The organism is Pseudomonas sp. 2725 (assembly GCF_050434585.1).
Taxonomy (GTDB): Bacteria; Pseudomonadota; Gammaproteobacteria; order Pseudomonadales; family Pseudomonadaceae; genus Aquipseudomonas; species Aquipseudomonas jessenii.
Window position 1 is genome coordinate 686322 of record NZ_JBNDIV010000003.1, and the last position, 21948, is coordinate 708269.

General features: G+C 59.2%; 12 protein-coding genes, 3 tRNA genes and 1 pseudogene. 7 read left to right on the plus strand and 9 right to left on the minus strand.

Translation table 11 applies throughout. The annotated features are described in order from the left end of the window. Positions 1–461 precede the first annotated feature (461 nt). The 5 genes from ABIE16_RS10955 (at position 462) to ABIE16_RS10975 (ending at position 13742) form a co-directional block, all read left to right on the plus strand. Positions 462–4691 carry a DUF5801 repeats-in-toxin domain-containing protein gene (locus ABIE16_RS10955; protein WP_429521121.1) on the plus strand — a complete coding sequence of 1410 codons (4230 nt, stop codon included), beginning with the start codon at positions 462–464 and terminating at the stop codon, positions 4689–4691. A 384-nt stretch (positions 4692–5075) separates the two neighbouring features. After that, complete coding sequence (locus ABIE16_RS10960) at positions 5076–5288, plus strand: DUF1059 domain-containing protein (protein ID WP_008001113.1); 213 nt, start codon at positions 5076–5078, stop codon at positions 5286–5288. Between the two features lie 558 nt (positions 5289–5846). Then, positions 5847–12284: a DUF5801 repeats-in-toxin domain-containing protein gene (locus tag ABIE16_RS10965; RefSeq protein WP_429521122.1), complete on the plus strand. Its 6438-nt coding sequence runs from the start codon at positions 5847–5849 to the stop codon at positions 12282–12284. An 809-nt stretch (positions 12285–13093) separates the two neighbouring features. Next, positions 13094–13471, plus strand: a complete 378-nt coding sequence (locus ABIE16_RS10970) for a hypothetical protein (protein WP_090455531.1) — start codon at positions 13094–13096, stop codon at positions 13469–13471. Then, positions 13461–13742 (plus strand): hypothetical protein, encoded by a 282-nt coding sequence (locus ABIE16_RS10975; protein WP_429521123.1) that lies wholly within the window; start codon positions 13461–13463, stop codon positions 13740–13742. The genes ABIE16_RS10970 and ABIE16_RS10975 overlap by 11 nt, the downstream gene beginning before the upstream one ends. Here the strand turns inward: ABIE16_RS10975 and ABIE16_RS10980 are convergent. Beyond that, on the minus strand, positions 13735–13938 hold the full coding sequence (locus ABIE16_RS10980) for a hypothetical protein (protein ID WP_057714624.1): 204 nt from the start codon (positions 13936–13938) through the stop codon (positions 13735–13737). The two genes, ABIE16_RS10975 and ABIE16_RS10980, sit on opposite strands and share 8 nt — an antisense overlap. 335 nt (positions 13939–14273) lie before the next feature. Here ABIE16_RS10980 and ABIE16_RS10985 point away from each other — a divergent pair. Beyond that, a pseudogene (locus ABIE16_RS10985) lies at positions 14274–14516 on the plus strand (integrase); the annotation flags it as partial. 80 nt (positions 14517–14596) lie between these two features. Here ABIE16_RS10985 and ABIE16_RS10990 read toward each other — a convergent pair. From ABIE16_RS10990 to ABIE16_RS11020, 7 genes are all read right to left on the minus strand, one after another. Next, positions 14597–14683, minus strand: a tRNA-Leu gene (locus ABIE16_RS10990). Between the two features lie 195 nt (positions 14684–14878). Beyond that, positions 14879–14952 (minus strand) — tRNA-Cys (locus ABIE16_RS10995). A gap of 46 nt (positions 14953–14998) precedes the next feature. Beyond that, positions 14999–15074: transfer RNA gene (locus ABIE16_RS11000), tRNA-Gly, on the minus strand. A 63-nt stretch (positions 15075–15137) separates the two neighbouring features. Next, positions 15138–15698, minus strand: coding sequence for a CDP-diacylglycerol--glycerol-3-phosphate 3-phosphatidyltransferase (pgsA, locus tag ABIE16_RS11005; RefSeq protein WP_057714620.1), 561 nt, complete (start codon positions 15696–15698; stop codon positions 15138–15140). A 32-nt stretch (positions 15699–15730) separates the two neighbouring features. Then, positions 15731–17554 (minus strand): excinuclease ABC subunit UvrC, encoded by a 1824-nt coding sequence (uvrC, locus tag ABIE16_RS11010; RefSeq protein ID WP_057714618.1) that lies wholly within the window; start codon positions 17552–17554, stop codon positions 15731–15733. Between the two features lie 2 nt (positions 17555–17556). Further along, positions 17557–18198: a response regulator transcription factor GacA gene (gene gacA, locus ABIE16_RS11015; protein ID WP_032829778.1), complete on the minus strand. Its 642-nt coding sequence runs from the start codon at positions 18196–18198 to the stop codon at positions 17557–17559. Between the two features lie 97 nt (positions 18199–18295). Next, on the minus strand, positions 18296–18769 hold the full coding sequence (locus ABIE16_RS11020; protein WP_429521170.1) for a GNAT family N-acetyltransferase: 474 nt from the start codon (positions 18767–18769) through the stop codon (positions 18296–18298). Between the two features lie 653 nt (positions 18770–19422). On the opposite strand from ABIE16_RS11020, the gene ABIE16_RS11025 reads away from it, so the two are divergent. After that, entirely contained in the window at positions 19423–20499 is a 1077-nt protein-coding gene (locus ABIE16_RS11025) for a 3-deoxy-7-phosphoheptulonate synthase (protein WP_429521124.1), read from the plus strand. 60 nt (positions 20500–20559) lie between these two features. On the opposite strand, the gene ABIE16_RS11030 is transcribed toward ABIE16_RS11025, so the two are convergent. Beyond that, positions 20560–21624, minus strand: coding sequence for a hypothetical protein (locus tag ABIE16_RS11030; RefSeq protein ID WP_429521125.1), 1065 nt, complete (start codon positions 21622–21624; stop codon positions 20560–20562). Positions 21625–21948: the final 324 nt, after the last annotated feature.

The window sequence follows — 21948 nt, forward strand, 5'->3', positions numbered from 1 at the left end:
CTGTTTTGAAATCTGCATCGCTACGTAAAGACTGCCAATGATTGGGATATCGGCCCGACCTGAAATTTACGTAGGAACGCGACTTTCGTTCTGGTTCTGACTGTCAAACCTGCTCTAAAACGTTTTTACACAGCCTCGGCAAAAAGCGGCCCTTCTCGACCAGTTAAATCCATGTCGCCTTTCTACCCGGCCGCCTGAGCAGGTTCAGCCTCAGTTCGACGCGCTGAAGGTTAAAGCCCCGGTAACCTTGAACACCCGCGCCATGCCCTCATTCACAGGCGGAATATTCGACTCCGCTCCTTCGCGTCATCCCGTCTCCCCTTCCCAGTAGTCTGAATCTCCTGCCCCGCCTGGGAGTATCGGCCGATGTATATCGTCCGGCGTTTATCCATAGTTGTGGCATGTACCAAAAAAAGGTCCGCGGTCCGGCCTTGGTGACTGCAATTGCTTTGGAGAACGTCATGGCTACTCAGAAAAAAAACTCATCGTCAACGAACGATCAGATCGCTCTATTCACCCAGCCCCTCACCACTGACCTCAACGAGTCATTGGTGACAACGTCGGTTACAGCCAGCGCTTTGGGCGTCGTGGCGACCGGCGAGGACGTGACCCTGGACGAAACGGCGGGGTTGCAAAACGCCACTGCCACGCCAACCCCTGCGGGGGACGCTGACGACAACGACATTCTGGTGGCGTCCCTGCCCACGACCTTCGCTAACCGTTTGGCCGGACTGGGGGCAGGCACCGCCACGGGTGCGGCCTTGAGCGGCTATACCGGTGCCGCGGGCAACACGGGCAGCGATGCATTCACCGTCACCGCCGCGCCCGGAGGAAGCATTACCGATATCAGCTTCACCGACAGTTTAGGCGCACCGCTCAATGGCCTGGACAGCGGACTCGATACCCTCGATGGCACCAGCATCCTTCTCTATACCGATACGAACGACAACAACATCGTCGTGGGCCGAGCCGGGGGCCCGGCCGGTGCGATCGTGTTCGCTGCCTACATTGAAGAAACCGGTTCGCCGGTCACGGGCGGCAAGATCTGGACCGTGGAGTACCAACCGCTCAAGCATCCCGATATGACGGATGCCGATGACTCGCTCAATCTGCTGAATAAGGTTTTCATCGGAGCCAGTGAGGATCTGGTGTTCAGCCTGGCCAATGCGCCCTCCGGTCAGAACCTGTTCCTGATGTTCACGAAGGCGAACCCGAACGTTGTCGATGACGGCGGTGTGTTGCGGATCACAGATCCCACCATCATTGCCACCGGCAAGGACCCTGCTGACCAGTCAAGCGGCGTCAACATAAACACTGGCGACACGATCAATACCAGCCAGGCGGGTGGCCCGACCACCTTCGGCACCAACAATCAGATGATTGTGGAGCAAGAGGGCATCCGCTTTTCGTTCGTCACAGGTGCCAGGCAGAATGTGACCATTCCCAACCTGGATCAGAACGAAGCCGACCTTGAATCCAACGTCGACTTTACCGACGTCTACAACACGAAGTCGGCCAATTTCGACGTTGTGCAATTGCAAAGCGGCAAGAGCGCTATCGTAAAAATCAGCGCATTCAGCACCGCGGCTGAACCTGGCGTGAATTTCATCAATGGATATGCGAATGATGCGACGGTGGCCATCACCAATGTTCGCGTCTTCAACAGCACCGGGCAGGTGATCGAGAATTCAGACGGATCGGTGAATGATCCGGCCATTACCATCAGCTTTGCTGCAGGGGTCGCAACCCTCACCGGCATTAAAGCCGGCTACCAGATTGAATACACCACTACGGCGGATCACAACCGCGTGCTTATCGAGAACGGTGCGGCCGTCAATGCCAAGGGCAATGACCACGCCGACTTTGATATCGGTGGTTTCACGCTGGTCAAAGCCTCTGTTACGACCACCGAAATCGGCTCCAAGATGATCTTCGACGACGACGGGCCGAGCATCAGCACCACCGGCACGGAGCCGACGCTGACGGTGGACGAGACGGTACTGGCGACCAACGACACCCAGAGCTTTGCCGCCAACTTCAACTCGGCGTTTGGCGCCGATGGGGCCGGCACGCAGACCTATGCGCTGGACGTGGTGGCCGGAGCTTCCGGGTTGACCGACACGGCCACCGGTGAGGCGGTGAACCTGTCGCTCAACGGCACCGTGGTCGAAGGCCGCACGGCCCTCGGCAACCTGCTGGTGTTCACGGTCAGCGTGGCCGCCAATGGTGATGTCACCCTCGACCAGCTCCGCGCCGTGGTGCATCCCGACCCAACCAATCCGGATGACTCGACGAGTTTGACCTCGGACGACCTGGTGACGCTGACGGCGACCACGACCGACGGGGACGGCGACAGCGCCCAGGCGACCCTCAACATCGGGCAGAACCTGGTGTTCAAGGACGACGGGCCGAGCATCAATACCACCGGCACGGAGCCGACGCTGACAGTGGACGAAACGGTACTGGCGACCAACGCCACCCAGAACTTTGCCGCCAACTTCAATTCGGCGTTTGGTGCCGATGGTGCCGGCACCCTGACCTATGCGTTGGGCGTGGTGGCCGGAGCTTCCGGGTTGACCGACACGGAGACAGGCGAGGCGGTGAACCTGTCGCTCAACGGCACCGTGGTCGAGGGCCGCACGGCCACCACCAGCCTGCTGGTGTTCACGGCCAGCGTGGCTGCCAACGGTGATGTCACCCTCGACCAGCTCCGCGCTGTGGTGCATTCCAACACCACCAATCCGGATGACTCGACGAGCCTGACCTCGGACAACCTAGTGACGCTGACCGCGAGCATTACCGACAAGGAGGGCGACAGCGCCCAGGCGACCCTGAACATCGGGCAGAACCTGGTGTTCAAGGACGACGGGCCAAGCATCAGTACCACCGGCGCGGAACCGACGCTGACAGTGGACGAGACGGTGCTGGCGACCAATGATACCCAGAGCTTTGCCGCCAACTTCACCTCGGCGTTTGGCGCCGATGGTGCGGGCACCCTGACCTATGCGCTGGGCGTGGTGGCCGGGGCTTCCGGATTGACGGACACGGCCTCGAACCAGGCGGTGAACCTGTCGCTCAATGGCACCGTGGTGGAAGGCCGCACGGCCACGAGTAATCTGCTGGTGTTCACGGTCAGCGTAGCCGCCAATGGCAGCGTCACGCTGGACCAGCTCCGCGCCGTGGTGCATTCCGACCCAAGCAATCCCGATGATTCGAAGTCGTTGACCTCGGACAACCTGGTGACGCTGACGGCGATCAAGACCGACGGGGACGGCGACAGCGCCCAGGCGACGCTGAACATTGGGCAGAACCTGGTGTTCAAGGACGACGGGCCGGCACTCAGTTTCGGCAACCTGATCGGGACCGGTAGCGTCCTTGCGCAATCCGGGTTCTGGAATATGGCGACGGGAGCCGACGGGCTGGGGGCGGCCGGTCTGGATATCTCGTTGGTCAATAACCAGTTCACTCTCGTCAGGCCAGACAACACGACCACGACCGGGACCGGCACGCTCAGCGAGCTGGCGCTGTCACCGGATGCCAATGGCGCGTACCAGTTCGCGGGAACCTTGACCGGTGATTTCGACAACAACGCCGCAACGGCGAATACCACCGTCGACTACACGTTGACCGCCTATGCCGATGGTCGCTATGCACTGGATCTGGTGCAAGGCTTCCGTTCGACGATCGTGCTCAGCAGTGCCGACGGCTCGCTCGCTGCCGGCGGCCCGGATCCGGTGCGCACATTGTTGATTCCGCAGACGAGCAACCCGGCTATTCCTTCGGCATCCGAGGAGATCGTGTTCTTTTCCGCGAAGGCGCTGGCGTCGACCGCGGACATCCTGACCGGCATCGGGCTCGGAGCACCCGACCCTACCGAAGCCGCGCTACAGACCAACCCCCTGCCGTCGTACATCGACCCGAGGGCCATGAACGTCAGCACGTCCGGCATCGGCGTCGCCAACAACGTGCTCCAGGGCGATAACCTGGCGGCAATCAGCGCCGTCGATGAAAGTTTCGTCATCAATCCAGAGAGCCTGCTGACGGCAATGAAGGTCTTCATCGACAACTCCGTGGCGGGTTACAACACCGCGACCGAGGACCTGTACTACCGGATCTACTACGCGGATGGCACGTTTTCGGACCGCATCGAGGTGAACACCCTGACGCCGGAGGCTGGCGGGCAGGTGTCCTTCCTCGTCGAGAAGGCGGGTACGACACTGATCGACGCGGTTCAGCTGACGATGGGCCGGGGCGATATCAAGATCCCGGTGATCCAGTTCATTCAGGAGAGCGAGAGTCTGGCCAGCGATGTCCAGCTGGCGTTCAGCGCGACGCTGACGGACAAGGACGGGGACTCGGCGACGAGTACCTTTGACGCCAACCTGTTCGCCAACGAACCGGACAACGCACCCTTCGACTTCACGTTGGTTGGCACGATCGGTGAGCAGGATGCGTTCAACATCGATCTGTCAGTCAATGAGAACCTGTACCAGGTCAGCGGCTTCGATGCGGGCCCGGGCGTGCGGGACAGGCTGGTGCTCAACGGCGACCCGAACGCTGTTGTCCAATCGATCAACAACACCGGTGCCGACAGCATCGTGACGGTTGCCGAGACGGGCGGACAAACAACGACCATCACCTTGGTCGGGGTTGATGTTCTGAATACCGACGTCTTTTTTGGCAGTGCTTGAAGCTTTGCGCGTGAACGGATGCGAGGGTGGCCTAGGAAACCACCCTCGTATTCTTTTTGCAGTTCAGATAAGAGATTCGGATGATCGCATGCGCGGCGAATGTCCGGGTGGTCATTGATACTGACCATCACCCTGCCCACGCGGCTGAGAGATTTTCTTCGATGCGCAGCAGTTTCAGGTAAATGCCGAGCCGTCGCGATCTGCTCCCTGTTTCCGCGCGACCGTTTTCTATGTCTGGCACAACTACCCTGACATCGGTGGGCCTATACTTTAACGATCGGCACACTCGATGCGGCATGCAGTCGTGTTTGATGTAGGGGGGACGCGTCGAGCGATCGTTCACGCAGGCCACGGCCTGCCTTCGTCGTAGGGAGGAAAACATTCATGGCGCGTAAATACATCGACTGCCGCGAGTTTCCGAGCGATTCCCACTGCTCAATCGCACTGTCCGCAGACTCTGAAAACGAACTGCTCGAGGCCGCCGCGCAACATGCGGTCAGTGTTCACAAGCACACCGACTCACCAGAACTGCGTGCTCAACTGAAGACGATGTTTCACGACGGAACCCCGCCTGTTGAAGCACCGCGCCCTGCTTAGCACCCAGGGGTTTCAGAGGAGTGATTGTCATCGATAAGCACCTACGAGGCTCATTTCGATGAGTTCCGCAGGCCTGAGGGTAGTTTTTTATGCCCGGCACAATCTGAATGACGAAGGAGATCCCCAAGGAACTGCCAATGGCTGCTCCTTGGGGGTGCTTTGGAGTGCCTGTTTAATCTGGCTGCGTGTTCATTCAAGCCAAGCTCAAACTGATTCGACAGACTGCTATCGGCCAAAAAGCGGCCCTTCTCGACCAGTTAAATCCATGTCGCCTTTCTACCCGACCGCCTGAGCAGGTTCAGCCTCAGTTCGACGCGCTGGCGGTTAAAGCCCCGGCGACCTTGAACAGCAGCGCCATGTCCTCATTCACAAGCGGAATATGCGGCTCGGTTCCTTCGCGTCATCCCGTCTCCCCTTCCCAATAGCCTGAAACTCCTAGTCCGCCTAGGAGTATCAGTCGATGTGCAGCCTGCGGCGCATGTTCATAGTTGTGACCAATAGAACCAAAAATGGTCCAAGGTCGCCCCCCGATGACTGGACCCCGCTCAGGAGAAAGTCATGACTATGCGCAAAAAAACCTCATCGCCCACGAGTGACCTGGCCAATAACGCCGGTGACCATCCTTCACCCGTCAGCCACGACTGGACTTTTACCTACATTCCGACCGTCACCACCAACCTTGAAGACTACGCCCCCGGCAGCACCGCCATCATCACGGCCAGCGCTTTCGCCGCCGGCAGCACCGTGACACTCGAAGTGGACCACGCCATCGGTGCCGGCGCGGATAGTGTGTGGGGTACGTCCGACGACGTGCTCGATACCAATACCGGCGAGGGACACGAGCCCTGGTCCGTGACCGACGGTGGCGCCGGCGATCTTGACGGCCAAGTCAACGGCAGCGTCACCACTTCGTGGTACGTGAATCCCGACGACTCGGCAGGCGCAACGTTTCTGCTGACAGCGGCCTCTGCGGGCGCCGATGGAGTGGTCGGCACGGGTGACGACGCCATGGCGACTACGTCCTTTACGGACAGCGTTTTGGGCGTAGTGGCGACCGGCGAGGACGTAACGCTGGACGAAACGGCCGGGTTGCAGAATGCCACTGCCACGCCAACCCCTGCGGGGGACGCTGACGACAATGACATTTTGGTGGCGTCGCTGCCCTCGACCTTCGCCACCCGTTTGGCCGCACTGGGGGCAGGTACCGCAACGGGTGCGGCCTTGAGTGGCTATACCGGTGCCGTGGGCAACACCGGCAGCAATGCATTCACCATCACCGCTGACCCCGGAGCAAGCATTACCGATATCAGCTTCGTCGGCATCTCTGGCGCACCGCTCAATGGCGTGGACAGCGGGCTGGATACCCTCGATGGCACCAGCATCCTTCTCTATACGGATACGAACAACAACATCGTCGTGGGTCGAGCCGGAAGCGCAAGCGGCGCGATCGTGTTCGCTGCCTACATTGAAGAAACCGGTTCGCCGGTCACGGGCGGCAAGATCTGGACCGTGGAGTACCAACCGCTCAAACATCCCGTTATGACGAATGCCGATGATTCGCTCAATCTGCTGGATAAGGTTTTCATCGGCGCCAGCCAGGACATGGAATTCAGTCTGGCCAATGCACCCTCCGGTCAGAACCTGTTCCTGATGTTCACGAAGGCGAACCCGAACGTTGTCGATGTTGGTGGTGTGTTGCGGATCACGGATCCCACCATCATCGCCACCGGCAAAGACCCCGCAGACCAGTCAAGCGGCGCCAATATAACGACTGGCGACACGATCAATACCAGCCAGGCGGGTGGCCCGACCACCTTCGGCACCAACAATCAGATGATTGTGGAGCAAGAGGGCATTCGCTTTTCGTTCGTCACGGGTGCCAGGCAGAATGTGACCATTCCCAACCTGGACCAGAACGAAGCCGATCTTGAATCCAACGTCGACTTTACCGACGTCTTCAATGCGAAGTCGGCCAGTTTCGACGTTGTGCAGCTGCAAAGCGGCAAGAGTGCCGTGGTAAGAATCAGCGCATCCAGCACCGCGGCTGAACCTGGCGTGAATTTCATCAATGGATATGCGAATGATGCGACGGTGGCCATCACCAATGTTCGCGTCTTCAACAGCGCCGGGCAGGTGATCGAGAATTCAGACGGCTCGGCGAATGATCCGGCCATTACCATCAGCTTTGCTGCAGGGGTCGCAACCCTCACCGGCATTAAAGCCGGCTACCAGATTGAATACACCACTACGGCGGATCACAACCGCGTGCTTATCGAGAACGGTGCGGCCGTCAATGCCAAGGGCAATGAGCACGCCGACTTTGATATCGGTGGTTTCACGCTGGTCCAGGCCTCTATTTCGAAAACCGAAATCGGCTCCAAGATCATCTTCGACGACGACGGACCGAGCATCAACACCACCGGCGTGGAACCGACACTGATGGTGGACGAAACGGTGCTGGCGACCAACGCCACCCAGAGCTTCGCCGCCAACTTCAATTCGGCGTTTGGCGCTGATGGTGCGGGTACCCTGACCTATGCGCTGGACGTGGTGGCCGGAGCCTCCGGGCTGACCGACACGGCCACCGGCGAGGCGGTGAACCTGTCGCTCAACGGTGCAGTGGTCGAAGGCCGCACGGCCCTCGGCAACCTGCTGGTGTTCACGGTCAGCGTCGCCGCCAATGGCAGCGTCACCCTCGACCAGCTCCGCGCCGTGGTGCATTCCAATACCACCAATCCTGATGACTCGACGAGCCTGACCTCGGACAACCTGGTGACACTGACGGCAACCAAGACCGACGGGGATGGCGACAGCGCCCAGGCGACCCTCAACATCGGGCAGAACCTGGTGTTCAAGGATGACGGACCAAGCATCAGTACCACTGGCGTGGAACCCACGCTGACGGTGGACGAGACGGTACTGGACGCCGACGCCACCCAGAGCTTTGCCGCCAACTTCACCTCGGCGTTTGGCGCCGATGGCGCCGGCACGCTGACCTATGCGCTGGGCGTAGTGGCCGGAGCCTCCGGGTTGACCGACACGGCCACGGGCCATGCGGTGAACCTGTCGCTCAACGGCACTGTGATCGAAGGCCGCACGGCCACGAGCGATCTGCTGGTGTTCACCGTCAGTGTGGCCGCCAACGGCAGCGTCACGCTCGACCAGATCAGGGCCGTGGTGCATTCCAACACCACCAATCCCGATGATTCGACGAGCCTGACCTCGGACAACCTGGTGACGCTGACGGCAACCAAGACCGACGGGGACGGCGACAGCGCCCAGGCGACGCTGAACATCGGGCAGAACCTGGTGTTCAAGGACGACGGGCCGAGCATCAGTACCACTGGCGTGGAACCGACGTTGATGGTGGACGAGACAGTACTGGACGCCAACGCCACCCAGAGCTTTGCCGCCAACTTCACCTCGGCGTTTGGCGCCGATGGTGCCGGCACGCTGACCTATGCGCTAGGCGTAGTGGCCGGAGCTTCCGGGTTGACCGACACAGCCACGGGCCATGCGGTGAACCTCTCACTCAACGGCACTGTGGTCGAAGGCCGCACGGCCACGAGCGACCTGCTGGTGTTCACGGTCAGCGTGGCTGCCAACGGTGATGTCACCCTCGACCAGCTCCGCGCTGTGGTGCATTCCAATACCACCAATCCTGATGACTCGACGAGCCTGACCTCGGACAACCTGGTGACACTGACGGCAACCAAGACCGACAAGGACGGCGACAGCGCCCTGGCGACCCTCAACATCGGGCAGAACCTGGTATTCAAGGACGACGGACCAAGCATCAATACCACCGGCACGGAGCCGACGCTGACGGTGGACGAAACAGTACTGGCGACCAACGATACCCAGAGCTTTGCCGCCAACTTCACCTCGGCGTTTGGCGCCGATGGCGCCGGCACGCTGACCTATGCGCTGGGCGTAGTGGCCGGAGCCTCCGGGTTGACCGACACGGCCACGGGCCATGCGGTGAACCTCTCACTCAACGGCACGGTGGTCGAAGGCCGCACGGCCACGAGCGACCTGCTGGTGTTCACCGTCAGTGTGGCCGCCAACGGCAGCGTCACGCTCGACCAGATCAGGGCCGTGGTGCATTCCAACACCACCAATCCCGATGATTCGACGAGCCTGACTTCGGACAACCTGGTGACGCTGACGGCAACCAAGACCGACGGGGACGGCGACAGCGCCCAGGCGACGCTGAACATCGGGCAGAACCTGGTGTTCAAGGACGACGGGCCGAGCATCAGTACCACCGGCGTGGAACCGACGTTGACGGTGGACGAGACAGTACTGGACGCCAACGCCACCCAGAGTTTTGCCGCCAACTTCACCTCGGCGTTTGGCGCTGATGGTCCGGGCACGCTGACCTATGCGCTGGGCGTGGTGGCCGGAGCCTCCGGGTTGACCGATACGGCCACGGGCCATGCGGTGAACCTGTCACTCAATGGCACCGTGGTCGAAGGCCGCACGGCCACGAGCGACCTGCTGGTGTTCACCGTCAGTGTGGCCGCCAATGGCAGCGTCACGCTTGACCAGCTCCGCGCCGTGGTGCATCCCGACCCAACCAACCCGGATGACTCGACGAGCCTGACCTCGGACAACCTGGTGACGCTGACCGCGACCAAGACCGACGGGGACGGCGACAGCGCCCAGGCGACGCTGAACATCGGGCAGAACCTGGCGTTCAAGGATGACGGGCCGAGCATCACCACCACCGGCGTGGAACCGACACTGATGGTGGACGAAACGGTACTGGCGACCAACGCCACCCAGAACTTTGCCGCCAACTTCAATTCGGCGTTTGGTGCCGATGGTGCCGGCACCCTGACCTATGCGTTGGGCGTGGTGGCCGGAGCTTCCGGGTTGACCGACACGGAGACAGGCGAGGCGGTGAACCTGTCGCTCAACGGCACCGTGGTCGAAGGCCGCACGGCCCTCGGCAACCTGCTGGTGTTCACGGCCAGCGTGGCCGCCAACGGTGATGTCACCCTCGACCAGCTCCGCGCTGTGGTGCATTCCAACACCACCAATCCGGATGACTCGACGAGCCTGACCTCGGACAACTTGGTGACGCTGACCGCGAGCATTACCGACAAGGAGGGCGACAGCGCCCAGGCGACCCTGAACATCGGGCAGAACCTGGTGTTCAAGGACGACGGGCCAAGCATCAGTACCACCGGCGCGGAACCGACGCTGACAGTGGACGAGACGGTGCTGGCGACCAATGATACCCAGAGCTTTGCCGCCAACTTCACCTCGGCGTTTGGCGCCGATGGTGCGGGCACCCTGACCTATGCGCTGGGCGTGGTGGCCGGGGCTTCTGGATTGACGGACACGGCCTCGAACCAGGCGGTGAATCTGTCGCTCAATGGCACCGTGGTGGAAGGCCGCACGGCCACGAGTAATCTGCTGGTGTTCACGGTCAGCGTCGCCGCCAATGGCAGTGTCACGCTCGACCAGCTCCGCGCCGTGGTGCATTCCGACCCAAGCAATCCCGATGATTCGAAGACGTTGACCTCTGACAATCTGGTGACGCTGACGGCGACCAAGACCGACAGGGACGGCGACAGCGCCCAGGCAACGCTGAACATCGGGCAGAACCTGGTGTTCAAGGACGATGGGCCGGCACTCAGTTTCGGCAACCTGATCGGGACCGGTAGCGTCCTTGCGCAATCCGGGTTCTGGAATATGGCGACGGGAGCCGACGGGCTGGGGGCGGCCGGTCTGGATATCTCGTTGGTCAATAACCAGTTCACTCTCGTCAGGCCGGACAACACGACCACGACCGGGACCGGCACGCTCAGCGAGCTGTCGCCATCACCGGATGTCAATGGCGCGTACCGGTTCGCGGGAACCTTGACCGGTGATTTCGACAACAATGCCGCAACGGCGAATACCACCGTCGACTACACGTTGACCGCCTATGCCGATGGTCGCTATGCACTGGATCTGGTGCAAGGCTTCAGTTCGACGATCGTGCTCAGCAGTGCCGACGGCTCGCTCGCTGCCGGTGGCCCGGATTCGGTGCGCACATTGTTGATTCCGCAGACGAGTAACCCGGCTATTCCTTCGACATCCGAGGAGATCGTGTTCTTTTCCGCGAAGGCGCTGGCGTCGACCGCGGACATCCTGACCGGTATCGGGCTCGGAGCACCCGACCCTACGGAAGCCGCGCTACAGACCAACCCCCTGCCGTCGTACATCGACCCCGCATCCATGAACGTCAGCACGTCCGGCATCGGCGTCGCCAACAACGTGTTCCAGGGCGATAACCTGGCGGCAATCAGCGCCGCCGATGAAAGTTTCGTCATCAACCCAGAGAGCCTGCTGACGGCAATGAAGGTCTTCATCGACAACTCCGTGGCGGGTTACAACACCGCGACCGAGGACCTGTACTACCGGATCTACTACGCGGATGGCACGTTTTCGGACCGCATCGAGGTGAACACCCTGACGCCGGAGGCTGGCGGGCAGGTGTCCTTCCTCGTCGAGAAGGCGGGCGCGACACTGATCGACGCGGTTCAACTGACGATGGGCCGGGGCGATGTCAAGATCCCCGTGATCCAGTTCATTCAGCAGAGCGAGAGTCTGGCCAGCGATGTCCAGCTGGCGTTCAGCGCGACGCTGACGGACAAGGATGGGGACTCGGCGACGAGTACCTTTGACGCCAACCTGTTCGCCAACGACCCGGCCAACGCTTCCTTCGACTTCACGCTGGTTGGCACGGGCGGTGAGCAGGATGCGTTCAACATCGATCTGTCAGTCAATGAGAACCTGTACCAGGTCAGCGGCTTCGATGCGGGCCTGGGCGTGCGGGACAGGCTGGTGCTCAACGGCGACCCGAACGCCGTTGTCCAATCGATCAACAACACCGGTGCCGACAGCATCGTGACGGTTGCCGAGACGGGCGGACAAACAACGACCATCACCTTGGTCGGGGTTGATGTTCTGAATACCGACGTCTTTTTTGGCAGTGCTTGAAGCTTTGCGCGTGAACGGATGCGAGGGTGGCCTAGGAAACCACCCTCGCATTCTTTTTGCAGTCCAGATACGAGATCCCCTTGATCGCAGCCGCTTTGAACTGACGAGCAGCACAAGGCTTAAAGAACGCCGCTGCGTGCATATTGGGGTCCGTTTGTGTGTTTGCACGCAAAAACAGCAGATGGACCTCTGCCTGCACCCTCCCCTTAGGTGCTTCAGGCTTTTCATGTTGACCCATCGATCTGCAGGCTTTCTCCGCCCCACATTCGCGTACACAACCCCCAACCTGGGCCTGTTTTAGCCGGGTGCAGGTATGCAGAAAAAACGACACATTCAGACCGCAGGCGTGGCTGGGGGACGACGGCGCGCGCAGGTCAAAAAGCCCTCCTCCGCCCCCAAGTACGCCAAGGCGCGGCATCTGGTGCAAGAAACGAATGCCTGGCCGGGGAGATCAGAGCCGAGGAAGCGACGCAGTGGGTGGCCGACGTGAACAACGAACGGGCATGGATCATGCTTGAGTATGGGAGACAGTTCAGGGGTTGATCGAGATCCGCTGCAAGCCTTGCCGGTGATCGATGGGCTTTGACTACATTCAAGGAGCGGTGCAAAACGCTGAAGCGCGGGCCGCAACAAAAAGGTAGCCCGCGCGTTACGAGTAACGGGGGCTATGTTCAATTGCCCAGTACCGACAAGGCCCTGCTGGTTGAAAACTGCGCCACTGATGGCGAACCAAGACCCCAACTTCTGGCGCAGCAGCGCATACATTTGCGTCTTAAGAGTGAAGGCGCTAATCAGGATGGGAGTTCGGCATGCTGTTTTTCAAACCCGAGCGACAACTAGCGCTTGAACTAGACCTCGAGGGACTCTCGCTCCGTCTCAAACCCCTCAGTACCACCATCAAGCTGATGACGTCTCACAGGCTGCGGAAGTATCAACGGGCCCTGGAAAACGACATAGGCGGACTACCTGGGTTTATGGCGTTGTCGGTTGAGGGAAAAGTCAATTACATGATTCCCATCATTTCGCAAATGAACGAAGCCAGAGATCAGCAGAATGAAGTCGATTTCATAGCGGCCTACCTGACCGTCATGCTGCTGGAAAGCATCAGCTGCGGCTATCATTCGACGATGAACTTGGTCTTTAGCGGGATGGAAAAGATCGCCGCGTTCCGGTGGGATGAGTCATAAAAAAACCATCCACCAAGAAACTCTGGAAGCGCTTATCAACAACCACGTGCCGGGCGAGCGCCACGACTTCGAGGAGTGGCAGGAGACGGTGTCCACGCTCCTCATCAATCTGGCCAAAGCACCTGCCGATCAGTCTGCCCGCTTCGCCAACATGTCGCGACCTGAAATCGTAGTTTCTGAAAAGTGGTCGCGAAAGCTAGTAGGGCTCGCCAAGACCGGTGTCGAAATGTGGCGGTCTAGCTACTGCGCTGGCGCAGTCTCCACTACTTGACTTGATCATATGCATCATTCATCACTTTAATGGCGTTTAACACATGCGGATGTTCAGCCCAGCGGTATGCAGCATTTCCAAGTAAGCCGGCTGTCGCGTTGTCCATCAGGCTTTTTACATCAAGCCCGCTGGCGACGGCCGCTCCAATAATTGCTACAAGCGCTTGTTCCAGTGCAATTTCGCGATCACTAACCACTGCATCTCCTTAAACCGACCCCATGCCGGCCTGAAAGATTAATCGCTCACCCACAACCAAATTGCCACTACCCCCTGTCGCATCCGGTCACGGAGTACGGCGCTTGAGCCACCCTAACCCTTTTCGCGTGCTCTCCACAATCAATCGATGCTTTGTAGCCTCGACACGCTTAATCGCAGGCACTTGGCCCGACGAGAATGGATCAGCAAGCATTGTTGGGTGCGCTCGGTGTGAAAGATCTGTCTTGCTAACGTCATCTCCTCAATCAACTGCCGATTGACTGAGTCGTAGCCACCGTTCGGAGATCATCAAAATTGGTCATCGGAAAAGCTTTCGAGGATGGCACACCAATGTCGGTGGCGATGTTACGAGGAAGATTTGACTTGGCCAGGGAAGCGGCTTGTGTCGCAAAGTCCGAGTTTCAAATGCGCGATTTACGCTCCAAAGCCGGTACGGACAAGGCCGAATCAAGCGGTGACATTTTGCAGGCCAGAGATCAACTTGGGCATACAACCGTTGTAATGACCGAGCAGTACAACCGCAACAGGAAAGGGAAAAAAGTCTCACCAACCAAGTGAATTGCGGACCAATCCAATAATTCCGGACCAGAAACGAACAAGGGTTTGCCCAGCTTTCGCTCGCAAACCCTTGATTTATATGGTGCCCGAAGCCGGAATCGAACCGGCACGCCCTTACGAGCGGGGGATTTTAAGTCCCATGCGTCTACCAGTTTCGCCATTCGGGCGGTAGCGCGGTGAAGCGTCAAGCTTTTGCCAAATAACGCTCTGGCAGTTCTGACGCTTGTGCAGCAGAGGTGGAAATATATACATCCCGCCCCAGTGAAGCAAGTTCGCAAATACCCTTTTCAAGACTAAATCTTGCAGGCTACTGCAAATAAAAAAGCTCCGTAAATCATAGATCTACGGAGCTTGTTTATTAGTGGAGGCCGAGGTCGGAATCGAACCGGCGTAGGCGGATTTGCAATCCGCTGCATAACCATTTTGCTACTCGGCCTCAAAACATTTGCTGTCAGTAGCGCGACATCAAATGCGTACAAACTTGGAGCGGGAAACGAGACTCGAACTCGCGACCCCGACCTTGGCAAGGTCGTGCTCTACCAACTGAGCTATTCCCGCGTCTTGGTGTGGCGCATTCTATAGAATCCAGAAGCCCCGTCAACCCTTTGATTCAAAAAAGTTTTATTTCTTTTCAACGTCGGTCTTCAGATGTGGCCAGGCAGCCCGCAGGTACTGGACCATCGACCACAAAGTCAGGCCAGCCGACACCATCAGCAAGGTGTAGCCCAGCAAGACCCAGAAACTGAAATCCTTGGAATTGGCCAGCAGGATCACCAGCGCCAACATTTGCGCGGCGGTTTTCCATTTGCCCAGGTTCGATACGGCGACGTGGGCACGAGCGCCCAGTTCGGCCATCCACTCGCGCAGTGCCGAGACGACAATCTCGCGACCGATGATCACGGCAGCCGGCAGCGTGAGCCACAGGTTTCCGTGTTCCTGCACCAACAGGACCAATGCAACCGCAACCATCAGCTTGTCGGCAACCGGATCGAGGAAAGCCCCGAACGGTGTGCTTTGTTCCAGCCGGCGGGCCAGGTACCCGTCCAGCCAGTCGGTCGCGGCAGCGAATGCGAAGACCGAAGCGGAGGCCATGTAGCTCCACTGGTAAGGCAGGTAGAACAGCAAAATGAAGATCGGTATGAGCAGAACGCGTAGAACGGTAATCAGATTAGGGATATTCATCGGCACAACTGGCTGCGAGGTGAGGGGGCATTCTACTCGCTGTGCAGATTTGCATAAATCAACTCTGCGAGCTTTTTACTGATCCCGGGGGCTTTGGCAATTTCTTCGATGCTTGCACGAGACAGCTCCTGCAATCCACCAAAATGTTTCAACAAATCACGCCGACGTGTGGGTCCGACGCCGGCGACGCCTTCCAGTGTAGACGTCCGACGGGTTTTTCCACGTCGGGCGCGGTGCCCTGTAATGGCAAACCGGTGGGCTTCGTCGCGAATCTGCTGGATCAGGTGCAGCGCGGGCGAATCCCCGCGCAAGGTGAACTCATGTGCAGCGTCGTTCAGGTACAGGGTTTCGAAACCGGCCTTGCGCGTCGCACCTTTTGCCACGCCCAGCAGAATCAGGTCAGGCACGGCCAGTTCATCGAGCACGTCACGGGCCATGGACAACTGACCTTTACCGCCGTCCACCAGCAGGATATCCGGCAGCTTGCCCTCCCCGTCCTTCAGTTTGCTGAAGCGTCGGGTCAGCGCCTGATGCATCGCCGCGTAATCATCGCCGGCCGTAACGCCCTCAATGTTGTACCGGCGGTAATCGGCCTTGATCGGACCTTCGGGACCGAAGACCACGCAGGACGCCACCGTCGCCTCGCCGCTGGAGTGACTGATGTCGTAGCACTCAAGGCGCTGTGGAGGTTCATCCAGCTTCAGCACCTCGGCCAGTGCATCGAAGCGCGCCGTAATGTGCTGACGATTCGCCAGGCGCGCACTCAGTGCCTGCTCGGCATTGGTCACCGCCAATTGCTGCCAGCGCGCCCGCGTGCCCCGCACGCGATGGCTGATGGTCAGTTCACGACCGCGCAACTCGTCGATGGCGGCGATCAGCGTGGGAAAGTCATCGTGGACCACATTGACGATCAGTTCGCTTGGCAAGTCGCGTTCAGGACTGCTGATGAAGTACTGGCCTAGAAATGCGGCCATGACTTCGGAAACGTCTTCTTCAATACCGACTTGAGGGAAAAAGTTCTTGCTTCCCAGTACCCGCCCGCCCCGCACGCTGATCAAATGAACACAGGCGCCGCCCGGGTTGACGAAGGCGGCAATCACATCGACGTCCCCGGTCCCGCCCTCCATGCTCTGTTGATCCTGGACCCGGCGCAGTAACGCAATCTGGTCCCGCAACTCGGCTGCTCGTTCGAATTCGAGATTGATCGCCGCCTCTTCCATCCCGGCGGACAACTCGTCAGTCAGTGCATTGCTGCGCCCTTCAAGAAACATCACCGAATGGCGGACATCCTCGGCGTACACCTGCGGCTCCACCAGCCCGACACAGGGCGCCTTGCAGCGCTTGATCTGGTATTGCAGGCAAGGGCGCGTGCGGTTCTTGTAGTAACTGTCTTCGCATTGCCGAACGAAAAACGTCTTTTGCAGCAGGCTCAGGCTTTCGCGGATCGCGCCGGCACTCGGATAAGGCCCGAAATACTTGCCCTTGGCCTTTTTCGCGCCGCGATGAATGCTCAGGCGCGGAAACTCTCCGTCGGAGAGAAAGACGTAGGGGTAGGATTTATCGTCGCGCAGCAGGATGTTATAGGGCGGGCGCCATTCCTTGATCAGCGTCTGCTCAAGCAGCAAGGCTTCGGTTTCGTTGGCGGTGATCGTCGTCTCGACCTGGGCGATACGCGCCACCAGCGCGGCGGTCTTGGGGGCAAGCCCGGTCTTGCGAAAGTAGCTCGACAGGCGATTCTTGAGGTTCTTCGCCTTGCCGACGTAGAGCAACCGCGCTTCGCTGTCGAACATGCGGTACACACCGGGGCGCCCGCTAACGGTCGACAGAAAGGCGCTCGGATCAAAGGTGTCGTTCATTTTCAGAGGCTGGCGTCGACCATGCCATGACGAACCGCCAACAGCGTCAACTCGACATCACTGCTGATCGAAAGCTTTTCGAAGATGCGGTAACGGTAGGTGTTCACGGTTTTCGGGGACAGGCACAGTTTATCGGAAATGATCTGTACTTTCTGGCAGCCGACGATCATCAGCGCGATCTGGATTTCCCGCTCCGACAAGGCATCGAAAGGCGAATCGTTGGTCGGCTGGAAGGACTTGATCGCCAATTGCTGGGCAATTTGCGGACTGATGTAGCGTTGCCCGGCAAACACCAGGCGAATGGCCTGGACCATTTCCGGCAAACCTGCCCCCTTGGTCAGGTAACCTGCCGCACCGGCCTGCAACAGCCGCGTAGGAAACGGGTCCTCTTCACACACGGTCACCGCGACGACCTTGATATCCGGATGACTGCGCAATAATTTTCGAGTGGCTTCAAGACCGCCGATACCCGGCATCTTGACGTCCATCAACACCACATCGGGTTTCAGCTCGCGCGCCTTGATCAGGGATTCCTCACCCGACTCGGCCTGGCCGACTACTTGCAGGCCATCGATGTCAGCCAGCATTCGTGTAATGCCTGTACGAACGAGATCATGGTCATCGACTACTAGCACCCTAATCAAGCAGACACCTCGCGATTTGGTCTTATTGGGTTGTCAGACACCTTAGCAAAAAGCATCTGGCAGACCTAGCGGAAAGCGTCAGATTAAAAGTTTCAATTCATCTTGAAAGGCTTGCCGCAAGCGTGTTGCAGCGATCCAGGCCGGGGATATCCAGCTGCATCCTCAGGAAACATTCGTCCTTGCCCACCACCCTCAATCCCTTGCGCTCGTACAACGCTTGCGCCGGGTTGTTTTCGAAAACCGTCAGGCGCAACGCCGGGCGCCGTTCCCGGCGCGCTAGAACCAGTACCTGATCGATCGCCCAGGATCCAGCGCCCTGCCCACGAAACGCTTCAACGATATGCAATTCACGGATATACAAGGCCCTGGCGTCACGGCTCAGGCTGACATAACCCAGCACTTTGTCGCCCCATGCGATCAAGCGGTTGTCCCGCCCGGCCCAGGCCACGTCAAACGCTTCGTCCAGCCACAACAGGTCATGCTCAATGTAGTAACGCAGCATGCCTCTACAGGTCAGTTCGCGGGCAAATTCCAGGTCATCCGGTGTTGCCGGACGCCATTGGCATTCCATCATTCCAGCTCCACGGCGAGGGTCAGGTGCGTCCTTGTGACGATATGTTTTTTATTGAAGCGCAGAGTGTGTCACAACCTTCGGGGTACTCAAGCGATAGAAAGGGACGTCGTTGGCCGATAGCATTTTCTGATTGAATCTGCGTACCGGCCTCTAGTAAGCTCGACCCATCCATCGGAGACAGACCATGTTCAACGCCCTCTTACAGCTTGGTACCGCCAGCGCCCCGCGCTCGGTTGCGGCTGCCCGGGTGAACGACGGTTGTGCTCCGGTCAGCTTTTATTTTGGGTATTGGTTTAGCCACTGGCGCGCCTGATACCCACACGGCGCCCACTTTAAACGGGTCGCCACCAGAGAATTCTCAACCCCCGGTCGGCCTCCCGACCGGGGGTTTTGTTTTTTCAGCCCCAACACTTTTAGCGACACACCAGACATTCAGAGGATTAAGAACATGAACTACGCCACTTATTACCGTTACGACAGTTTTACCGCCTGGCGATTTACCACCCTCCGCTCGGGACAGCCTGCCGCCTCCGATCGGTCACCCACAGGTGGCAAGCACACACACGCAGCCAATCCGGCCAATTGTCGAACACCCCAGTAGGGCCGAGAGCGCGGGCACGAACCCGCCACCAGCCCAGGAAGCCTTGAATATGAACTCGTCCGTCTCTGCACTGCCGCTGTCCACCTTGAGCCCTGCCAATGAAGCGCTGACCCTGCGCCTGCCCAGCTCATTGCAACTCAAACAGCAATTGCCCCTCGGCAACGCCCTGACCCGGCAAGTCACCGCCCACCGCCAGGCGGTTCGCGCGATCCTCAACGGTGAGGATTCCCGCCTGCTGGTCATCGTCGGCCCCTGCTCGATACACGATCCCGAATCAGCCCTCGAATACGCTGGCAACCTTGCCCGCCTCGCCGCCGAAGTCAGCGACGAAATGCTGCTGGTGATGCGTGCCTACGTCGAAAAACCCCGTACCACGGTTGGCTGGAAAGGCCTCGCCTACGACCCGCACCTCGATGGCAGCGATGACATGGCCGCCGGCCTGACGCTGTCCCGAGAGCTGATGCGCAAAATGCTCCGCCTGGGCCTGCCCGTCGCCACTGAACTGCTGCAACCGATGGCGGCCGGCTACTTCGATGATCTGTTGAGCTGGGTCGCAATTGGCGCCCGGACCACGGAGTCGCAGATCCATCGGGAAATGGCCAGCGGCCTGGGCATGCCTGTAGGGTTCAAGAACGGGACAGACGGCGGTGTCGGCGTCGCCAGCGACGCCATGCGCTCCGCCGCCCATCCCCATCGCCATTTCGGTGTCGATAGCCAGGGACATCCGGCGATCATTCAAACTCCGGGTAATGCAGACACGCACCTGGTACTGCGCGGCGGCCATCGCGGTCCGAACTACGACAGCGCCAGCATCGCCCAAGTGAACAGCGACCTGACCAGGCTCAGGATTCCGGCTCGAATCATGGTCGATTGCAGTCATGCCAACAGCGGCAAAGACCCGTTGCGCCAGCCAGCCGTTTTCAACGATGTACTTGAACAACGCCTGCAAGGTGACCGTTCGCTGATCGGCATGATGATCGAGAGCCATTTGTTCGAAGGCTGCCAGCCATTGAGTTCGTCATTGAAATACGGTGTGTCGGTGACCGATGGTTGCCTCGGTTGGGCCGGGACAGAACAGTTGTTGCTTGAAGCGGCAGATCGGCTGCGAGCGTCAAAAAACGCCTGATAATCGGCATCATCCGTCCGCCCTCCGGCCTTCATGGAAAGTCTGGAGGGCAAATGGCAATCAATGTCCCATCAGGGACTGCACTTGAACCAGCGTCACCCCCGATTGCTGTCGAGTGCCGTCAAGGCGCTCGACTGAATAGGAAACACGGATCGCCGAATCTCGATGTTCCCTCCAGAACGGGTAGGGAATGATGAACACCAACGGCTCGCCAACGGTGTCCCTGGTTATTTCGCGGTCGTCATGGTGATTGAGTTTCTCCCCGTCGCACTCCAGGTAAATCCGTTCTCCTTTTTCAGCGCTGGCGTTCTCGATGACGACGGTCACGCCATCCTGCGCATCATGCAGGTCCACCCAACCTTCGTCGGCTTCCAGCACAGTGGGTGCTTGCAGTGGTCGGCGCTCCAGGATGTCAATCATCAGTGCCGTTACTTCAGAATAACGAGGCCCCTGCCCTGCTTGCTTGACGCAATAATCGACGGACACTGAGGAGCCCAGATTCAGCGTAATGCACTCCGGACTGACCCAAAACGACAGTTCGTCCCCCACCGCGAAGGACTCGACCTTGAGTGCATCACTGAAACTTGAGTCGACCGAAACGCCCGCCCAGGTCAGCAACACCCAGTCGCCCGCCGCCATGTGCGCATAGGGTTTGATCGTAACGATCGCCCCTTCTTTCACCCGATCCGGATCAAGCGTTCTACCCACCACATCGCTCACCGTCGCGGGCAACAGGTTGCATTGCACGTCACCGACACTCAGCTGCAGACGATGGGAATGCACGGGGTCGGCAAATCGAGTGCTCGTGAGTGAGTAACCGATTTCCAGTGAGCCACCCTCAAGCGCCGCGATATTTGCACCACTTACGGCAAAGATGATGTCCTCGCCGACCCGTTCCTCACTGACAAAACGCGCCACCTGATGCTTGCAGGCGAGGCCATCGGCATCCAGCCCCGCCCAACTCAATAGTAATTTGTCGCCGCAGGTCATGCCTGGATACGGCTGGACCCTGATGACGGCTTTTTTGTCAGAAGGGTTCAGAACACCGTTTTGCGCCTGCTCCAGCTTGGGAGGTGGTAATGGTTGCTGCACGAGATTCAAGGTATCGGGTTCATAAGCAGTCATTCATTCGCTCCATTCCCTGGAATAGACACCGGACAGGTGGCCGGCTCTGGACGGCTATTTAACCCCATGGCAAACAATCGCGATGTCGGCCTCAAACGCTGACCCGCTCGGAAAGTCGATACATGCAAAGTAGGTCTTTGATCAGCAACAAGCTGATTGCCGCGAAAAGTCCTCAATCGATTCCGACCAAGGCTTCAGCCACTCTTGGGTATTCGCACTTGTTCTATTCCGTTTTCCGCAAGTTTCGCCGGACTTTTCATACATCGCGCCAACCTCGAGTGTTTTAGAGTGAAGCGCCATGCAGCCCCAATGAACTTCTGCGTA

What these genes read in the sequence shown, in the direction of transcription:
- ABIE16_RS10955 (WP_429521121.1), top strand. Translation starts at nt 462, where the DNA reads ATGGCTACTCAGAAAAAAAACTCATCGTCAACGAACGATCAGATCGCT.
- ABIE16_RS10960 (WP_008001113.1), top strand. Translation starts at nt 5,076, where the DNA reads ATGGCGCGTAAATACATCGACTGCCGCGAGTTTCCGAGCGATTCCCAC.
- ABIE16_RS10965 (WP_429521122.1), top strand. Translation starts at nt 5,847, where the DNA reads ATGACTATGCGCAAAAAAACCTCATCGCCCACGAGTGACCTGGCCAAT.
- ABIE16_RS10970 (WP_090455531.1), top strand. Translation starts at nt 13,094, where the DNA reads ATGCTGTTTTTCAAACCCGAGCGACAACTAGCGCTTGAACTAGACCTC.
- ABIE16_RS10975 (WP_429521123.1), top strand. Translation starts at nt 13,461, where the DNA reads ATGAGTCATAAAAAAACCATCCACCAAGAAACTCTGGAAGCGCTTATC.
- pgsA (WP_057714620.1), bottom strand. Translation starts at nt 15,698, where the DNA reads ATGAATATCCCTAATCTGATTACCGTTCTACGCGTTCTGCTCATACCG.
- uvrC (WP_057714618.1), bottom strand. Translation starts at nt 17,554, where the DNA reads ATGAACGACACCTTTGATCCGAGCGCCTTTCTGTCGACCGTTAGCGGG.
- ABIE16_RS11020 (WP_429521170.1), bottom strand. Translation starts at nt 18,769, where the DNA reads ATGGAATGCCAATGGCGTCCGGCAACACCGGATGACCTGGAATTTGCC.
- ABIE16_RS11025 (WP_429521124.1), top strand. Translation starts at nt 19,423, where the DNA reads ATGAACTCGTCCGTCTCTGCACTGCCGCTGTCCACCTTGAGCCCTGCC.
- ABIE16_RS11030 (WP_429521125.1), bottom strand. Translation starts at nt 21,624, where the DNA reads ATGACTGCTTATGAACCCGATACCTTGAATCTCGTGCAGCAACCATTA.